Source organism: Thiothrix lacustris DSM 21227 (assembly GCF_000621325.1).
Lineage (GTDB): Bacteria > Pseudomonadota > Gammaproteobacteria > Thiotrichales > Thiotrichaceae > Thiothrix > Thiothrix lacustris.
Map to the genome: position 1 here is coordinate 32215 of NZ_JHYQ01000023.1, position 17478 is coordinate 49692.

The following is a 17478-nucleotide window of genomic DNA, read 5'->3' on the forward strand; positions in this document are numbered from 1 at the left end:
TCATGAACAATCGGGTATGGTAAACAGGAAGCACGCTCCCGGTTTCTTGCCAGTATCGAGCCACAGACGCCCTCCGTGGTTCTCCACAATGCTGCGGCTAATCGCCAAGCCCATCCCCAAACCATCCGACTTGGTGGAAAAGAAGGCTTCAAACAAGCGTTCTTCCGTACCTGCCGCAATGCCTAGGCCACTATCCTGCACCGAACAGATCAGCCCTCCCGCAGACGCTTCAGCCACAGTTATTGTCAGGATGCGCTCCCGCCCGTACAACTCACGCATGGCATCCACAGCATTGACCACCAGATTGAGAATCACCTGCTGTAGCTGCACCTGATCAGCCATCACATACAGCGGCTCGGCAGGCAGGTCAACATTCACCCTCACACCCACCTCCGCCAACATGATCTGGAGCATTTGCAACAACTCGTCCAGCATTCGCCCAATATCGACCCGTTCCCGCTTGATCTCTCCAGCCTTGAGAAAGCTGCGGATACGGGAAATAACCGATCCTGCCAGATTGGCATCACGATTGACCCGTTTAAGCGCCGCCGCCACCTCATCCACATTGGGCGAATCGTGGGATAGCCAGCGCAACGCCGCATCGCTGTTGGTGATGACTGCTGAAAGGGGTTGATTGATTTCATGGGCGATGGAGGCTACCAGTTCACCCATGGCTGTGAATCGCGCTACTCGCGCCAACTCATTACGGGTAGCTGCCAATGAACGTTCCGCCTCCATGCGCAAGGTGATGTCCTCAAGGATCACCGCCAGCATAGGGCCATCTTGGGCAATCGCCGGAATCCGTGACGCACACACATTAGCCCACAAATAGCCCCCCTCTTTTTTCGCGTAACGCTTTTGCACCTTGTAATTAGGCAATTTACCATCAAACAAGCCATGCACATTGCGCTTGGTCATATCGCGCTGGGAGGCTTCGGTAATCTCGATCAGAGATACGCCAACAATGTCCTCCCGACCGTAGCCCAACATGCGTTGCAAAGCCGGATTGGCCAACACTATTTTTCCATCCCTATCTACCAAGGCAATACCAACAGCAGTATTTTCATACAGACCAACCCAGCGGCGGTCTGACACCTGCAATGCAGCAAGGCTGTGTTGTAAATACTTACGACTCTCAACCAGCCCAGCCGTGAGTTCTAAGATATTCGATGCTTGGGAATTGAGTTCCTTTTGAAGGATGTCTACCGTGCGCTTTACTGTCACCAGATTGCGCGTCCGCGCCAGCAGCTCCTGCGCGGAAAATGGTTTGGTCAGGTAGTCCTTGACCAGTTCCTCCAGCAGATTCTCCCGCAAGGCATCGTCGGCGCGTGCCGACAGCACCAGCACAGGTACGTTCGGAAACGTTGGCTCGTCACTCAATGCCCGCACAAAACGTTCACCATCCCAGCCCGGCATCATCAGATCAGTGATAATCAGATCCGGGGGATCAGCCAAAGAAGCCTGAAAGGCAGATTTTCCATCCTCCCGCAGAATCACGTTATACTCATCCGAGAGCACATCATAGAGGAAGTGCCGCAGGTCAGGATTATCCTCCGCCACCAATACCCTTGGCTTGCCTGGTTGAAAGTTCACCTCGATCAATGGAGGCAGCGCAGGTAAAAGCTCAATGTCGACTGCTTGCTGTTCCAGAGCGTCCTTTCCCCCCATACGCACGAAAACCCCATCCGGGGCACGTATAGGCAGCTCCACTTGAAAAATAGCACCGCCGCCCGGTGCATCCACCACCACCACGCTTCCCCAGTGCAGCCCCACCAACTCCTTGACGATATTCAGCCCCAAACCACTGCCAGTAGCTCCCAACCCATCACTGCCCTGCGTAAATCGGTCGAAAATATGCTGCTTCATCGGATCGGATACTCCCGCCCCGTTGTCCTGCACACTAATCAGCAGACGTTCCGGGAAAATACGCTCCACCAAACAGGCGATACGCCCACCTGCTGGGGTAAATTTGAAAGCATTGGAAAACAGGTTGCTCAGCACCCGTCCGAATTTAGCTCGATCCACATCGGCGTAGAGTTCATCTTCTCCACACACAAGCAGCGTTATCCCCCGATCCTCCGCCACTACTTCAAAACTGGCAGCGACCTCCCGTACCAAGGCCACCACATTGGCGTGTACATAGGCGATGGGCATACGGTCGGCATCAATGCGAGCCAAGTCGAGGAGATTGTTAACCTGCTGGAGTAAGAAGCGGGCATTGCGCTGAATGGTTGCCAGCCGAAAACGCTCCCGCTCCCCAAAGGCTTCACTCTCTTTGATGAGCTGGTCTACCGGCCCAAGGATGAGTGCCAGCGGCGTGCGCAGTTCATGGCTGACATTGGCAAAGAAATGGGTCTTGTAGCTATCCAGTTCCTTCAACCTTTCCAGCGCCGCCTGCAACTCGCCGTTTTTCCGGGAAAGCGCCGCACTGTTAGCGATTTTCTCGGTAATATTGCGCCCTTCCGGCAGCAGGAAAGCCACCCGCCCCTCATCGTCCAGAATGGGTGTCAGCGAAAAATCAATGACAATGGTTCTGCTGCCGTGGAGATCACCGAATACCTCAAAATCGCAACGCACGAAACGCCCGGTACGCGCCTCCCCAATCATCTCACGCACCCGCTGGCGTACTTCTTCTGATACCGCCCACCAGCGTGCCTGCCAAAAAGGTTTGCCGACCACATCTTCTAGGCTCAACCCAGCGCCGTCCAAGGCCACTTGGTTGATTTCCAGCACAGTACCATCCACATCCAGCAATCCTAAAAACTGGTACATGGAATCCAGAATGATCTGTGCCATCTTCTGCCGCCGCACATCTTTCGCATCATCGGCATTGATCACCACCCCGCGCACCGATACCTGCTTTGTCACCCCACCAATGTCATCATCAGGAATCATGCTTGCCTCAAAAGAATCGGTCGAAATGAATTTGCTCGAAAGGCACGCCACAATCCACCATCAGCATTTCTTGCAGTGCTTGGGTCATGGGCGGAGGCCCTGCAAAATAAAACTCAAAGCTGGTCAATGTGTCAGGCAAAGCGGTGGAGAGATGTGAATGCACAAATCCGGTTGCACCCTCCCATCCCATATCACCCGGTTCAGAGACCACCGGGTAATAGACGATCCGCTCACCAAAACCTTCCAGTGTTTCCAGCATTGAACGACCACAAACATCCTGCGGCGTGCGTGCCCCATAGAAGAAATGTAGGCGACGGTTCTCTAGTAATCCAGCTTCTACTGCGCCCCTAGTAATCGAAAGCATCGGAGCCAGCCCCGAACCACCCGCCACGCACACGATGTCACGCGGCGAATTTGCCCGCAGGAAAGCCACCCCGTAAGGCCCATCTAAACCGATCTCATCACCCGGACTCAGGCTATCAAACAGTATTCCCGTACCTTTGCCCTGCCGCACCCGCCGGATCTGGAAATGCCATTCCCCCCGCTCGTTAGGCGTATTGGCTAGGGAATAGGCTCTGGAAGACTCCACTCCGGGCAAATCCAGCATGGCATACTGACCCGGAAGAAAATCCGCAGCGCCGTCAGTCGTGAATCGGAATTCCCTCAGATCGTGGGTAATATCGCTTGAGCCAGTGAATACCGCCCGACGCCGTTGCGGATGGATCGGTGGCACGTATTCCCTGCCTGTCGCTGCCTTGATAGTGACCGACCCCAAAGCGCGGCACTGGCAGGCCAAATGGCGACCACGCCGCCGATCACGTTCGCCCAATCCCGGCGCATCTGCCCACAGGGTTTCAACTTCACCATGCAACAGATCGAACTTGCAGGCACCGCACCCACCTGAATTACACTCGTAGGAAAGACCAATACCGGCACGTAGCCCAGCCCGCAGAACGGTGTCTTCTGGCATTTGCTCAAACTGGCTACCGTCCTTCTCATTCACAATGACTGGATGACTCATCGTATTTCTCCGGCAGTCAGAGTCCCAAACCACGACGTACATCACGGGTAGCCAGCTTAGTGGCCTCGACCGCTGTCGATACATCCGGCAGGGCAGCACAGTAGGCTTCGATAGCCCGATTCGCCAAGGGTTCCCACTTGGCAATCCATGTTTTGATCTGTTCCAGATTACCCGGTGTCTCCGTCGCCATTGCCACGAAGGCCGCAGTCCAGCGGCGATGGCGGGCAGCGTCAATCAACTGGGCATCGGTAAGCAAACCTAGCAAGGTATCGCCGTTATGCCGGGCAGATTCCCCCAGACGCCGCAGTACCGCTTCCTCGACGGCGGGCTTGACCACCAGACTCAGGGTCACAATGGCTTCACCCCAGTCCCATACCGTGAGTACTTTTTCCATCAGCTCGCGGAATCCTTGCCAAGCAGGGTCTTCTTCCCAGTAACGTTGTTCGTTCTGAGCAAAACCCTTGTCAGGAAAAGCCAGTGACAATTCCTTGGTACGGTAGGCGGTATGGCTTAACCAGCGCAAGCTGTCAGCCATCTGGAAGTAATTGCAGTTGGTCAAGGTACTGGCAGGTGACATCTGCCCCACGTAGGCGGAAGCCATTTGCAAGGTGTGGAACAGATAGCGTGCTGGGGTATACAGACGTGCAAGGGAACCCGCCCAGCGTGGGTCTAATGCCTTGTCATGCTCGCGCTCATTGAACTGGTCAAATAAGCCAAAGACATAGGTTTCCTGTCCATCCTGCATCAGGTTGTAGGTGCGGTAGATCACCTCATCCGGGTCACGGAAAGCATTCCAGTCCGCGTGCTTCAGGCGTGTGCCGAAGGTGTTCTGCTTGTACCAAGTATTCATGAACACGTCCGGGGCCAACTCGTAGGGCGCGTTGGGATCACGGTTGTTGTAGTGCAGGTTGGTACTGACGATTTCGTACTCGCTCGGTTTGCGGCGGCGAGCCGCCAGATGGCTCCAAGTTTTCTGGGGTTTCAACACTTGAACGTCCGACATGAATGCCTCCTAGAGTTTCTTGGTGAAATAAAAACGCACCGAGTCATCCCGGCTCTCAATCTGACCCGCGAAGGAACTCAGATCCACCTCCAGGTCATTCATGCGGAATGGTCGTCCCAATTCCTCTTCGATAGTGGACTGGCGCAGGATCATTTCCTGCTCGGCGTGAATGCGGATGTAAGCCCGTTTATCATCCACGAAAATGTCCTTACCCGGATTGTCGAGTTTGGCGGCTTCAATGACTGCCAACGCCAAATCTCCAGCCCGCATCACCGGCCCTACCCTATTGTTGTGATAGGCTTTTCCCGAATCTACCGTGCTCATGGTTATCTCCTTGTCAAATGTGTGGATCAGGTATGCGCAAACAGAGGCTCAACCCCTGCGGTGCTCACGAAAATGTCTTCTCCTTCCACGCGCACGGGATAGGCAGCCAGAGCGCAATCCTCCGGGTTGATTCCCTTGCCTGTCGCGGCGTCGAATTGCCACAGGTGGGCACGGCAGATCAGTTTCTTGCCATCGAACTTGCCCTCTGCCAGCGCAATGTCCTGATGCGGGCAAACGCCCTGAAATGCCTTGATCTCGCCACCATCGCCGCAGACCAGCACAATCTCGTGACCATTAACCGTGTAGGCCGCCATCTCGCCTTCCCACACATCGTCCAGTGTGCATACCTTGCTAAAACTCATGCTTTTCTCCTGTTCCCGGTCATGCGTCAGGCAGCGGCTGCCTGCCAGATGATTTCCACCGTCTCGGTCGGCATGAACCCGGCCTCAACAACCTTCATGGTGCGCGGCAGGAACTCCGTGCTGTCCTGCCGACGTACCCGTAGGATGTGTCCGGGACGAGCACGCACCCGCCGCCCGACGGAATGGACAGCAGCAGCGGCAGCCACTTCGTCCATGGTGTTTTCCGTATCCATAGGCAGCAGTTGCAGCACGAAATCCCCCTCGAAATTGGAAGTCAATGGAAACAAAGCCATAGGTAAAATCTCCGTAGTTAAAATCCTGCTGGTCAGCCCGCTTTCTTGGCAGTGCGCAGCGCCCGATAGACTTCTGCCCAAGCATAGTTATGGGCGTCGTCGCCACATTCACCGGGCGCGATATTCATATAGGCAAGCGCACCTTCCAGATTCATCGGCTGGATCATACCAGCGAGGAAACGGTCAACGATGCTCAGATGACCAGCATAACGTTCAGGCTCCTGCTGGAAGACCCAGCGGTCTACCTCGGAACCGAAGTGGTACAAACGACCATTGTATTCAAGCGGATAGTCTTTGACGTTCCAGCCCTTGCCCGGTGTACCGAGGATGGGCAACTGGCACATATTGCAGACGTAAGGCAGGGTTTCGGGATAGGTTTGAGCCATATTGCCATCGACCACATTGTCGATGATGACATCCCAGCATTCGCCCCACGTATCGTTCCAGCCAGGATACTTTTCTTCCAACCAGTCACGCTCTGCTGGGGTGACACCCGCCGCCGGATTCCACCAGATGGTGGGACGCCAGAAGTAGGAACCCATGTGCATACCGTGGTGGGTTTGACTCAAGTCATTCAGGAAAATGTCCCAGTACCAAGGCAGTTCCAATCCCATGTCGGTGAGTGACCGCTCGAACTGAGCAACGATCCACTCCTCCATGAATTCCTTGAAGGACTGTTTGCGGTGTTCCAGTGGCGTGTAGTAGTCCATGATCGGGCCGGTGAGTACGGAAAACAGCTTCCATGCACCCCAGACGGCAATGTCCACCCGTTTCTGGGCTTCTTCTTTCTTGCCGTTTTCGATCAGGATTTTCAGTGCTGGCCCACCAATCTGGGCATGGCGGGATTCGTCCGTCTGGATGCTCGAGATCAGGTTGGCAAAGGTATGGTCACCCGCTTCCGCCGCATCGGCAGCCAAGCCTAGGAACTGCATATTGGTAAAGCCGGTTTCAAAGCTGAAGGTCAGCATGATGGAAACGCTGATTGCATCACGGGTCATCATGATGTCGTCGAAGAAGTGGCGTGCCGCGATCATCGCCCATTCGTTGGTATCGTATGCCTTGAACGCCCAATCCATCTGGCGGTCTTTAGTAATATGTTCGTGCGGGAAATAGAGCTGCATCTGCCCGTGGCGAATTTCATCCATACAGCCCAGCGTCGACATATTGCGCATCCCCGGTGCTTTGGAAAAACGCATCATGCGAGCTTCGGCACTGGCAGCAGCATATTCGCCCCGCGCAATCGCACCGTAATGCGCCTTCATCACCGATTTCCAGCCCGGATCGGCGTTCTCGAAAATACGGCTGCGCTCCAGTGCGGCCTTGACGGAATACGCGCCAGCATCCTTTTCCCGCTGGACTTTCACGTATTCCGGGTAAGTCTGCTTGTAAGGCTCGTCGTATGTTTCCCAAGCATTCAGCGGCAAGCCAAAGTCGCCAGAAAGCTGGGGTGGGAATAATTCGTCTTCTGTGACGTATTTGGGGGTCCAGTTGGTGGAACGGGCCAAGTTATACCAGTCCATCCGATTGAGTACAGCCATTAATCTCTCCTCCTAGCAATGTGTGGAAAAATGCTATCAGGAAGGGATAGAGGCCGATATTAGACGATGGTTTAGATGCGATGCAGCAATTCAGTAAGCCATTGAATTATCATCCGACTTTGCCACCACCATCCACCACCAAAGTCTGCGCCTGCACAAAACTGGCCGCCTCCGAACACAGAAACGCTACCGCTGCCGCGATTTCCTGCGGCTCCGCCATGCGTTTGGCAGGGATTCCAGCGAGCATTTCCTTGAGGACAGCAGCTTCATCCTTGCCAGTACGGGCTGCGGTTGTTGCCACCAGCGATTCCATCCGCGCCGTGCGGGTCAGACCGGGGCAAACCAGATTGGCGGTGACACCACGGGCGGCGTATTCCTGCGCCAGACTTTCCGCCAGCCCCAGCAGCGATTTGCGCAAGGCATTGGACAAGGCAAAATGCCGTAGCGGATCAACCACCGTGCTGGAGGTGATCATCACCACCCGTCCCCAACCGCGTTGCGCCATCGCCGGAACTAGCGTCTGGCAGGCCAGTACCACCGGACGGACGATCATCTGGTAAGCCTCATCCCACGCAGCAATCGGTAATTCCACAAATGGCGCAACGGGTGGGCCACCGCAGTTTGTCACCAGAATATCGCTATCCTGATGCCGCATCAGCATGGCGTTCAAAGCCACGGTATCCAGCATATCTACGCATTCCACCTGCACAGGTCTGCCGGTTTGCGCCTGAATGTCCTGCGCGGCCTGCTGCAAATGGACTGCCGAACGCGCCATGATCACCACTTCCGCACCCATACTTGCCAGCATTTCAGCCGAAGCCTTGCCCAACCCTTGTGATGCAGCGAACACCAACGCCTTGCGCCCGCTCAGGGCTTTGTCTGAAAAGCTTGAATTCATCAGAACGTTCCTCAGCTTCAGTATTTCAGCAGAACATAAAATAGCAGCGGCATGTACAACACCGTCAGCAGGTTGCCGACCATTACCATTGAGGCGACCTTTTCCGGCTCCTGCCGGTAACGTGCTGCTAGTGGTGCATTCAGGATAGCAGGCGGCAACACGGCAAACAGGATCACCAGCGGTTTCAGCGCATCCGGCATCGGTATCAGCCAGATGGCCAGCAGGCCGAACGGTAGCCCACTCAAAGGACGCAAGACAGCACCCCACAAACCATCACGCCAGTGCGACCAGTCTGCTTCCGCCAGTTTCACCCCCAGCGTCACCAGTGTCAGCGGAATCGACACCTCGCTCAGCAGCTTTACCCCCGGCAGGATCATGGCAGGTAAGTGCAGGCCGGAAGCATACAAAAACAGCCCGATACCCATGGCAATGATGATCGGGTTTTTCAGCAAGTGCTGCGGTGAAAAACGCCGCTCATAAATCATGAATCCAAACGTGAACATGCTGATAGATTGCACCAGAAACAGCACTACCGCATACGGCAGGATGCTATCCCCGAACGCAAATACTGCCAGCGGGAATCCCAGATTGGCGGAATTGTTGAACATCATCGGCGGCGCGAGGGTCTTGAAATCAATTTTCAGCCAGCGGCTAGCAGGCCACGCAATCAGGCCGGAACCCGCCACGACCAATGATCCCGCCAACAGCATTTCCTGTACCCCAGCGGTATTGCCCATTTTCTCCGACAGCACATAGATCAGCAATGCGGGAACGAATAAATCCAGATTGATGCGGTTAACCTCACCAATATCCGTTGTGATCCAGCGTCCGTAAATGTATCCACTGAAGGCGATAAAAAACACAGGCACAACAACTGACAGGACTTCATACATGCTTGCCGCCTGCTGATTCCAGCAACCCATCCAGAGTTATACATAATCTCATCAATTCCTCGCTGGAATTGAAATGCGCCAGACTGACCCTTAACACCCCGCTGTGCGGATCGACGCCGAGTTTTTCCAGACAACGCCAAGCATAGAAACTGCCACTTTGTACAGCAATCTCACGCTCTCCCAATGCTATCGCCAAAGTACGTGGGGACGTGCTCCCACACTGTAACGCCCATGTCGGTGAACGCTGCTTAAGAACAGTGTTGTCACCACCAAGCTGTGACAAGGCTGGCTGGGTCTTCAACCAGATTTGCCATTGCCTTGCCAAGGCGGTTTCGTGTTCACCGGCAATCGCCATCACCCGGCTTACCCGTCGCTGGAAGGAAGGTTCGTCCGCAAAACCGTGATGCTGATGCAGGTCATCGAAATACGCCACCAGCCCCAGCAGGCAAGCAACTTCCTCATGGTTCACCAGCCCCGGATTCAGCGCGATACGCAAATTATTGGGCGCACCGGGGTTGGTGTAGGCGGCATAGAGTTTGGGTAATTGTTCCAGCGACTGGTTATGCAACTGACCGTGCAAGTCACGCCGCACATACATCAGCCCCAGATGCGGGCCGAACAGCTTGTACAGGCTGAGCACATACACATCCACACCGAGGGCTTTCACATCAATGGCATGGTGCGGCGCATAGGAAACCCCATCCACCAACAGCCAGCCACCGACGGCATGTACCTTGTCAGCCACTGCTTTCACGTCATTCACATCACCGACAATGTTGGAACTGTGTGTCATGCACACCAGCCGGGTACGTTCACCCAGCAAGGTATCCAGATCGTCCAATGCCAACTTGCCACTGTGCGGGTCGATAGGCCAGAACCTGACTTTTACACCGAATTCCTGCAATCGTAACCACGGGCTGATGTTGGATTCGTGATCCTGCTCGGTGACGATGATTTCATCTCCGGCTGCAAACTGTTTGCGCAGCGCCATCGACAGCAGGTAAAGGTTCATGGTGGTGCAATGCCCAATCACCACTTCATCTTCATCGGCGTTAACCATCTCCGCCATTTTCACCGTGGCCTGCTCAATCGCTTGCGTACCCTGTTGTGAAGCCCGGTAAGGGCCATAGGGCTGCACCTTGGTATGGGTCATGAAATGGTTGAGGTGTTCGACCACCTGATGGGGCACGTAAGTCCCGCCTGCATTTTCAAAAAAAGCCAGTTTGCCTGACTCAGGATCATTTAACGCCGGAAACTGCTGGCGCACATACGCGATGTCCCAGACTTTGGCTGAAGGGGTTTGCATGAGAGTTCCTGTCTTGTCGGAATTAAAGGGCAGCCCTGACCACACCACCATCCACGCGCAACGCCGCCCCATTGGTAGCGGCAGCACCAACACCACACAGGTAGACAATCATGTTGGCATCCTCTTCCGGGGTGGCAAAACGCTGGATCAGGGAACTGGGGCGAATATTGTTGAAAAATTCCCGCTCCATTTCGCCAAACGTCATACCCTGCTGGTCGGCAATCTGCTGCACGAACGTTTCCACCCCTTCCGAACGGCTGGGGCCGGGCAACACGGTATTCACCGTAACAGCCGTGCCTTTGGTGCTTTCTGCTAACCCACGCGCCAACGCGATCTGGGCAGTTTTGGTCATGCCGTAGTGGATCATTTCCTCGGGAATCTGGATAGCCGATTCACTGGAAACGAAAATGATGCGTCCCCAGTTTTGCTGTTTCATCAAGGGAAGGTAATGGCGTGACAGGCGCACACCACTCATGACATTAGTCTCAAAAAAGCGGAACCAGTCTTCATCGGGAATCGCCTCAAACGGCTTGGGTTCAAAGATACCCAGATTGTTGACCAGAATATCCACCGCAGGTAAGGCATTGACCACTGCGTTACAGCCTGCTGCTGTCGATAAATCCGCCGCAATGCCGCTGACACTGGCATCAGGTACTGCCGCCAGAAGGCGGGCTTTGGCAGCATCCACCGACATTTCACTACGCCCATTCAGCCACACCTTGACGCCTTCTTTAGCCAGACCCAATGCGGTGGCGAAGCCAATACCCTTGGTCGAGCCGCTGATAAACGCGGTTTTGTTAGTAATCTGTAAATCCATGTTGTTCTCGCTGATACGTGTACGTTATTCAATTCCTGCTTGTTGCATAGTTTGTGCAACCGATGCTTCGCTGGCAGGTGTGAGCCAAGTCAGGGGAAGGCGGATGCCGTTAGGGATAAGACCCATTTTATGCAGCGCCCATTTACTCGGAATCGGGCTGCTTTCGATAAACAATTGCTTGTGCAAACCTTGTAATTGCTGGTCAAACCTTCGTGCTGTTGGCTCATCAGCCAAGAGAGCCGCAGTAACCATCGTCTGCATCTTTTGGGGCGCAATATTCCCCGTCACGCTAATAACACCATCACCACCCGCCAACAGGAAATTACAGGCAGTAGCATCGTCCCCACTGTAGAGCAGGAAACCTTCAGGAAGCCGGGAACGTAATGCAGGTAGCCGTCCCAACTCACCGGTCGCATCCTTCAGCCCAATGATATTCCTGACTTTAGCAAGCCGGATCACTGTTTCATTCGCCATGTCACAACAGGTACGCCCCGGAACGTTGTACAGGATTTGGGGAATATCAACGGCTTCAGCCACCGCTTTGTAATGCTGGAACAACCCTTCCTGAGTAGGTTTGTTGTAATACGGTGTCACCAGTAGGCAGGCATCCACACCGGCTTTGGCAGCACATTCGGTCAAGTGGATAGCTTCCGTCGTGGCATTCGCCCCTGTCCCGGCAATCACGGGGACACGACCGGCAACTATCCTCACGGTTTCACGGATGACAGCACAATGTTCTGCATCATCCAGTGTGGCGGATTCGCCCGTCGTGCCAACCGTCACAATACCGTCACTGCCCTGTTCTATCTGCCAGTTGATCAGGCGTTCAAGGGCGTTAAAATCTACTGCACCATCGCCCTGCATGGGCGTAACGATAGATACAAAACTTCCGCGTAAAGATTTCATCCGGGATTCCTCCATTCAGTCAAACCAGTGCAAAGCGGTAGCAATGCATCCGTGGGATTCATAACGTTGCCTCCTAAAGATTCATCAGGCACTCCCTGCAATCAAGAAAAATACTGCTGAAACCATCACCCACATCACCACCACATAGCCGATATTCCAGAGCATGATGTCACGCCCTGACACCTCAAGCTGGCTACGCATGATGGCATTCAGGCCGGAAAACGGGCTGGCTACCACACCCAAGCTCCAGATGCACAAAAACAGCATCGCCAGCACATTAGGGTCTGGGTACAGGGGCTGCACCAGCGGGCCGATCACTGCCACGCTGACCACCGGATGTACCCCCAGCAATGACACCACAATCGCCCCACCCAACAACAGGCTCAATTCTAGCCCTCCCAACGCTGCGAACGGCTGGAAACCGCTAAAGCTCTGGGTTACGGCTTGTACACCTACGGTCAGCAGGCCAGCCCCCATGAACAAACCCAGTTCCCGTGCCAGACGTGGCGCACTGTTCCACACATGCTGTTTCAACCCAGCCTTGGCTGTCTCCGGCTGGCGCAAAAACAGGAATATCACTGCCAGCGTCACTGCCGTGGTACTGACCAGCATCAATACCGGCACATTAGGCAACAACTGATGCAACACCATCACCGTGACTGCCAGCAGCATGGGGATCAGCAAACTGCCAGCGTGCATGGGATAACCCCGGAATGCCTGCACCTTGTGCAAACCACTACCGCCCATTTCCAGCACCGTCACCAGCATTGCCAAAGCGGTTAACCCCAACCCGGTCAGGATCACCGGATGCAATTCAGCGCCGGGCGCATACGTCAGCGCCACCGCCATCGCGGCAAAAAATGGCGACCAGAACGCCGCCATCGAAAACGCCCGCCCAATGACAGTTACCGCTTGCCTGCCCAATGCCTCCTGTGATTTCAAACGTTCCGCCACCAGAATCAGAATGGAAATATTGATCACCGCACCCAAGACATGCACACCCAGCAAGGTATTCACAAATGCCCGCCGCCCTTGAGGTAATGGCTCGTTACCGGCCTGTGCGGATGTCGCCACCAGACGCAGGAAACCCACGCTGTACAACATCACCATCAAGCCATTGTTTTGTAGCAGAATATCATTCAAGGAAACGCTTGCCCCACGCCACCACCCCCATAGCAGGAAAGCCAGCCCCACCCCAGAGAGCAGAAAAAACTGCTGGAACTGACGCGGGTGTGCCGCCAACAGCAACATTCCCAGCACCAGCCACGCACATAAGCCGCTGACCCAAGCAGGCAATGACGGATACAGCAAGTGCAACAAACTGCTGACCGCCATCCCCAGCAACAACAGGCTGGCGAGGTAACACAAAAGGACGGGGTTCAGTTTCATCAACCTACAACACCGAATGCAGCATCTTCAGGCTCAACAGCACCAACAACACCGCAAAGCCTTTCTTCAATGTCGGTATCGGCAGTGAATGCGCCAGATGTGCCCCATACGGGGTCGTAAAATAACTGACCAGTGAAATCACGACAACCGCAGGCCAGTAGATGAAACCCAGTGTGTGTTCCGGCAACCCGGCTTGCCCCCAGCCATTGAACAAATACCCCAGTGTCCCCGCCAGCGCAATCGGCAAGCCAATGGCAGCGGAGGTAGCAATCGCATTGCGGATATTGACATTGCACCAAGTCAGGTAAGGCACAGACAGCGAACCGCCACCGATAGCTACCAGTGCCGAAACCGCGCCGATCCCCATGCCGACCGAAGCCAGCCCCAATGCCCCCGGCAATTCCCGATGCGGTTTTGGCTTGACGTTCAGGATCATCTGCAAAGCGACATAACCCATGAAACAGGCAAAGAAAATCGCCAAATGTTTTGAAGACAGGTAAGTTGCCAGAAAAGTCGCGGCAAATGTCCCCAGCAGAATACCGGGTGTCATGTGGCGTACTACTGCCCACAACACCGCCTCTCTGGCATGGTGCGCCCGCATACTGGAAAAGGAAGTCATGACAATGGCTGCCATTGATGTCCCCAACGCCAGATGCACCACCTGATCGGGGGGAAAGCCTTTGCCGACGAACAAGGTCGTCAGGGCTGGAACCATGATACCACCACCACCGACACCGAATAACCCGGCAAAAACCCCCACGACAGCACCCAAGGCCAGCAATATCAACAGCAAATTAATGTCCAAGATTTGTTCTCCACTATGTCCCATCCGGGATTGTAATGATTAAAACGCCATTACAAACAGGGAGAACATGAAAAGCAAGCTATCCGGCTTTGTTCATCCATTGACCCCAATGGCGTTAAGACCAGCTTGTGCACACTGCTGGTCTTGTACCTCGCTCGCCCCGGAAACCCCAATCGCGCCGATCAGCTCCCCGTTGGACACCATAGGTAAACCGCCACCAAACGCGACGAAACGCGGACGCCGCACAATCCCCTCACGCACCGCAGGCGAATGTTCCTTGAGCGCATCCAACCACAAATGCGTGGGCAAACCAAAACTCACAGCGGTATAGGCTTTGTCGATGGCAATATCGACCGAGTGCAGAGGCGCACCCGGCATCCGTAAAAATGCCGCCAACACGCCGGAGCGGTCGACAACGGCAACATTGATTTTCACCCCAATTGACACCGCTTCCGCCACCGCCGCTTTCACGGCAATGGCAGCAGCATCCCAGTCAATCAGCGTGTGGGTAACACTGATGTTTGACATAGGCAATCAGGTATACGCAGTGGTGAATGAGCCGGATTCTTCACCGGAATGGAAGAAAATACCGCGCCAGAGCTGGTCTTCTGTCCACGTAATCACTGGGCGGTCGGGTTGTGCCATATAACCCAAGCCTGCAAAGGTTTCATTGCGGTTGCCTGACGGATCAAAGAAGTAGATGGTTTCACCACGGGTAATACCGTGACGGGTTGGGGCAACGTCGATTTTGACCTTGTTTTTCGCCATCACGTCAGCGGACTTCAGAATAGCGCTCCAGTCATTGAGGAAGAACGCAAAATGGTGCAAACCCATGCGTTCCCCGCCAACAAAGGCAATGTCGTGCGGTGTAGAGGTGCGGAACAACCAAGTCGCTGCCGGAATATCACCGTTTGGCCCCACCATGACCCGTTCAGCCATATTGAAATCCAGCACATTCATCATGAAGTCGGTGGATTCAGCCACCTTGTTGATACCCGCCGCCGGGTTCAATTCACACATCAGCAAGCAGTGATCCAGCCAGTGTACACCAGCACCCTTAATGTCATCCGGCCACGGGTCAGGGTTGGTCGAACCCACATCCGTACCCACGCATTCCTTGGTGGCATACAGGCGCATTTCATGACCGCTGGGCAGGTTGAATTTCAGCAAACGCCCGGTGAACGGCATTGTGCCTTCCGGCAACATTTCGGTGGCAGTGCCACTGGCTTCAATGCGCTGTTGGAGTTCGTCCAGATCGGTTTCCTTTTCGACCTTGTAAGCAACGTGGTTCAAACCTGCTTGATCGGTTTCGGTGAGAATCAGGGAATACTTATCCCATTCATCCCAACACTTCAGGTAAGCATTGCCATCTGCATCCGTGTGGACAGTTTTCATACCCAGCACTTTTTCATAATGCTGTAGAGCCGCTGCCATATCCATGACCTTGACATTGATATGACCTATTCTCATCACTCCCATGAGTTTCTCCTCTCTCTTGAATGATAGTAAACGTAATGAATCCCGCAGCATCCACCCACTTAGGGTTTGCTACACTGCGCCAAAAAGGACTTTTTCATCTTGCCGAGGATTTCCAGTTCCAAATCGCTGGTCGGGGCTGTCCGACAAGCCAGCGTAATATTGGCATCTGCTTCCTCCTGCGAAACATGCGCTCGGCTGATAGGGCCGGTTGCTACCACTGAACCTTTCAGGACGCGCACCTTACAAACGCCGCAGCCACCATTGAGGCAGCCAACGGGTATGCCTCTCCTGCCGAGCTTGACCATTGCTGCCAGCAACGCCTCGTGATCCTTGCAGGAAAAATGCTCTCCCGTTGCTGGGATCGCGATGCTATGCGTGGGTATTCCAAACATGACGGGGTTCCTTGATGAATGCCGGGTTAGAACGGTTTCACAAAATTAACCCGGAACGTGCTGCCCGCAGGGGCGGGGCCGCTGCCTGCTTGCACGTCATACTCGTCGTAGTAAGCCGCCTCGACGATGCCGCGCAGGGCTTTCGACATGTATGAGCCTTCTACCCCTACGGCATGTTTGCTGAACTTGTCGTCGGTTGCACCCGTGCCTTTGTCCTTGCTGACCTGCCACTGGTCGTAACCCACTACCCCCAATTCCAGTACCGGCGTGACTTTTTTACCGATACCCCATTCCAGCGACACCTGATCACCCGGCTCAAAACCGGTATCCTTTTCGCCATTCATTTCATAGCGCAGCAAACCAGAGGCAGACACGCTCTTGTCCGCATTCAGATAGGCTGTCCCGCCACCCGTCAACATCGTGCCTTTGTAACCGTTACCGGGGGAAGCCAACTCGTCACTGTTAGCCGTATCCAACCAGACACCGGCAGCGGCGACGCTATCCCAACGATCGCCATGCCAACCCAGTACTAAGGGGCCGACATAGACATCACCAATCCCCGATTTTTTCTTGGTGTAACCCGCCGCTGTAAAGTCAAAATCTTTTTGGATCATCGGCACAATGGCTTCTACACCGTAATCCGCACCCAATACTTTCTTGTCAGTCATGTGGACAAAACGGTGTGCCAAAGCGGTGACACTGCCTTCATTACTGACGGGAATATCGGTGTCTGTCCCCGGTACTTTCAACGAGTCCACCGAATAATTCACGCCGTAACCAATGTAGTAATTACCTGCAGGCGGCACGCTCGCGGCTTTGACACCTTCAATGCCCGGCACATAATGACCTTCGGCGTGAGCACCCAATGACATGCCGCTCAATACCGCCACAACGAATAGTTTTTTCATCTCCTCTCCTCCATCGACTGATGTGTTGAAACCCTAGCTTTGCCTTTGTATAGCAATCGGTATGCCATCATATAAAGTCTATTATTTTCAATAATTTATATGAAATCAGTCTCTTGGCTTTATGATTAATTGATGAAACTGGCAAGGCTGGCTTAAGCATTTCATCAAGTCATCTCCATTGCGATATTCAACTTTATTTTAATAAATAATCTTCTTTTACTGCATTTATCAACCATACGTTCACCCTCT

Annotated in this window: 18 protein-coding genes; all 18 read right to left on the reverse strand. The window is 54.3% G+C overall.

Annotation, left to right across the window (positions count from 1 at the left end; genetic code table 11):
* Positions 1 to 2895, reverse strand: coding sequence for an ATP-binding protein (locus tag Q394_RS0112030; protein WP_038141393.1), 2895 nt, complete (start codon positions 2893 to 2895; stop codon positions 1 to 3).
* A 7-nt stretch (positions 2896 to 2902) separates the two neighbouring features.
* Positions 2903 to 3916, reverse strand: a complete 1014-nt coding sequence (locus Q394_RS0112035; protein WP_028489501.1) for a 2Fe-2S iron-sulfur cluster-binding protein — start codon at positions 3914 to 3916, stop codon at positions 2903 to 2905.
* 16 nt (positions 3917 to 3932) lie between these two features.
* Positions 3933 to 4919 carry an aromatic/alkene monooxygenase hydroxylase subunit beta gene (locus Q394_RS0112040; protein WP_028489502.1) on the reverse strand — a complete coding sequence of 329 codons (987 nt, stop codon included), beginning with the start codon at positions 4917 to 4919 and terminating at the stop codon, positions 3933 to 3935.
* A 9-nt stretch (positions 4920 to 4928) separates the two neighbouring features.
* On the reverse strand, positions 4929 to 5243 hold the full coding sequence (locus Q394_RS0112045; protein ID WP_028489503.1) for an MmoB/DmpM family protein: 315 nt from the start codon (positions 5241 to 5243) through the stop codon (positions 4929 to 4931).
* A 26-nt stretch (positions 5244 to 5269) separates the two neighbouring features.
* Positions 5270 to 5605: a monooxygenase system ferredoxin subunit gene (locus Q394_RS0112050; protein WP_028489504.1), complete on the reverse strand. Its 336-nt coding sequence runs from the start codon at positions 5603 to 5605 to the stop codon at positions 5270 to 5272.
* 26 nt (positions 5606 to 5631) lie between these two features.
* Positions 5632 to 5898: a toluene-4-monooxygenase system B family protein gene (locus tag Q394_RS0112055; RefSeq protein WP_028489505.1), complete on the reverse strand. Its 267-nt coding sequence runs from the start codon at positions 5896 to 5898 to the stop codon at positions 5632 to 5634.
* A 32-nt stretch (positions 5899 to 5930) separates the two neighbouring features.
* A complete protein-coding gene (locus Q394_RS0112060) occupies positions 5931 to 7436 on the reverse strand; it encodes an aromatic/alkene/methane monooxygenase hydroxylase/oxygenase subunit alpha (protein WP_028489506.1) in 1506 nt (501 codons plus the stop codon).
* Between the two features lie 109 nt (positions 7437 to 7545).
* Entirely contained in the window at positions 7546 to 8334 is a 789-nt protein-coding gene (locus Q394_RS0112065) for an SDR family oxidoreductase (protein ID WP_038141396.1), read from the reverse strand.
* A 17-nt stretch (positions 8335 to 8351) separates the two neighbouring features.
* On the reverse strand, positions 8352 to 9227 hold the full coding sequence (locus tag Q394_RS0112070) for an AEC family transporter (protein WP_028489508.1): 876 nt from the start codon (positions 9225 to 9227) through the stop codon (positions 8352 to 8354).
* The gene (locus Q394_RS0112075; protein ID WP_028489509.1) at positions 9220 to 10533 is read right to left on the reverse strand and encodes an aminotransferase class V-fold PLP-dependent enzyme; all 1314 of its coding nucleotides are present in this window, start codon (positions 10531 to 10533) and stop codon (positions 9220 to 9222) included. Before Q394_RS0112075 ends, Q394_RS0112070 begins: the two co-directional genes overlap by 8 nt.
* Before the next feature lie 22 nt (positions 10534 to 10555).
* Complete coding sequence (locus Q394_RS0112080) at positions 10556 to 11350, reverse strand: SDR family NAD(P)-dependent oxidoreductase (RefSeq protein ID WP_028489510.1); 795 nt, start codon at positions 11348 to 11350, stop codon at positions 10556 to 10558.
* Between the two features lie 24 nt (positions 11351 to 11374).
* On the reverse strand, positions 11375 to 12256 hold the full coding sequence (gene dapA, locus Q394_RS0112085; RefSeq protein ID WP_028489511.1) for a 4-hydroxy-tetrahydrodipicolinate synthase: 882 nt from the start codon (positions 12254 to 12256) through the stop codon (positions 11375 to 11377).
* Positions 12257 to 12340: 84 nt separating this feature from the next.
* The gene (locus tag Q394_RS0112090) at positions 12341 to 13645 is read right to left on the reverse strand and encodes a hypothetical protein (protein ID WP_028489512.1); all 1305 of its coding nucleotides are present in this window, start codon (positions 13643 to 13645) and stop codon (positions 12341 to 12343) included.
* Between the two features lie 4 nt (positions 13646 to 13649).
* Positions 13650 to 14450, reverse strand: a complete 801-nt coding sequence (locus Q394_RS0112095) for a sulfite exporter TauE/SafE family protein (RefSeq protein ID WP_028489513.1) — start codon at positions 14448 to 14450, stop codon at positions 13650 to 13652.
* Between the two features lie 93 nt (positions 14451 to 14543).
* Positions 14544 to 14978, reverse strand: a complete 435-nt coding sequence (locus tag Q394_RS0112100; RefSeq protein ID WP_028489514.1) for a GlcG/HbpS family heme-binding protein — start codon at positions 14976 to 14978, stop codon at positions 14544 to 14546.
* 6 nt (positions 14979 to 14984) lie between these two features.
* Positions 14985 to 15920 carry a catechol 2,3-dioxygenase gene (locus Q394_RS0112105; RefSeq protein WP_245606788.1) on the reverse strand — a complete coding sequence of 312 codons (936 nt, stop codon included), beginning with the start codon at positions 15918 to 15920 and terminating at the stop codon, positions 14985 to 14987.
* 68 nt (positions 15921 to 15988) lie between these two features.
* A complete protein-coding gene (locus Q394_RS0112110; protein ID WP_028489516.1) occupies positions 15989 to 16321 on the reverse strand; it encodes a 2Fe-2S iron-sulfur cluster-binding protein in 333 nt (110 codons plus the stop codon).
* 26 nt (positions 16322 to 16347) lie between these two features.
* Positions 16348 to 17229 (reverse strand): SphA family protein, encoded by an 882-nt coding sequence (locus Q394_RS0112115; protein ID WP_028489517.1) that lies wholly within the window; start codon positions 17227 to 17229, stop codon positions 16348 to 16350.
* Between the last annotated feature and the right edge of the window lie 249 nt (positions 17230 to 17478).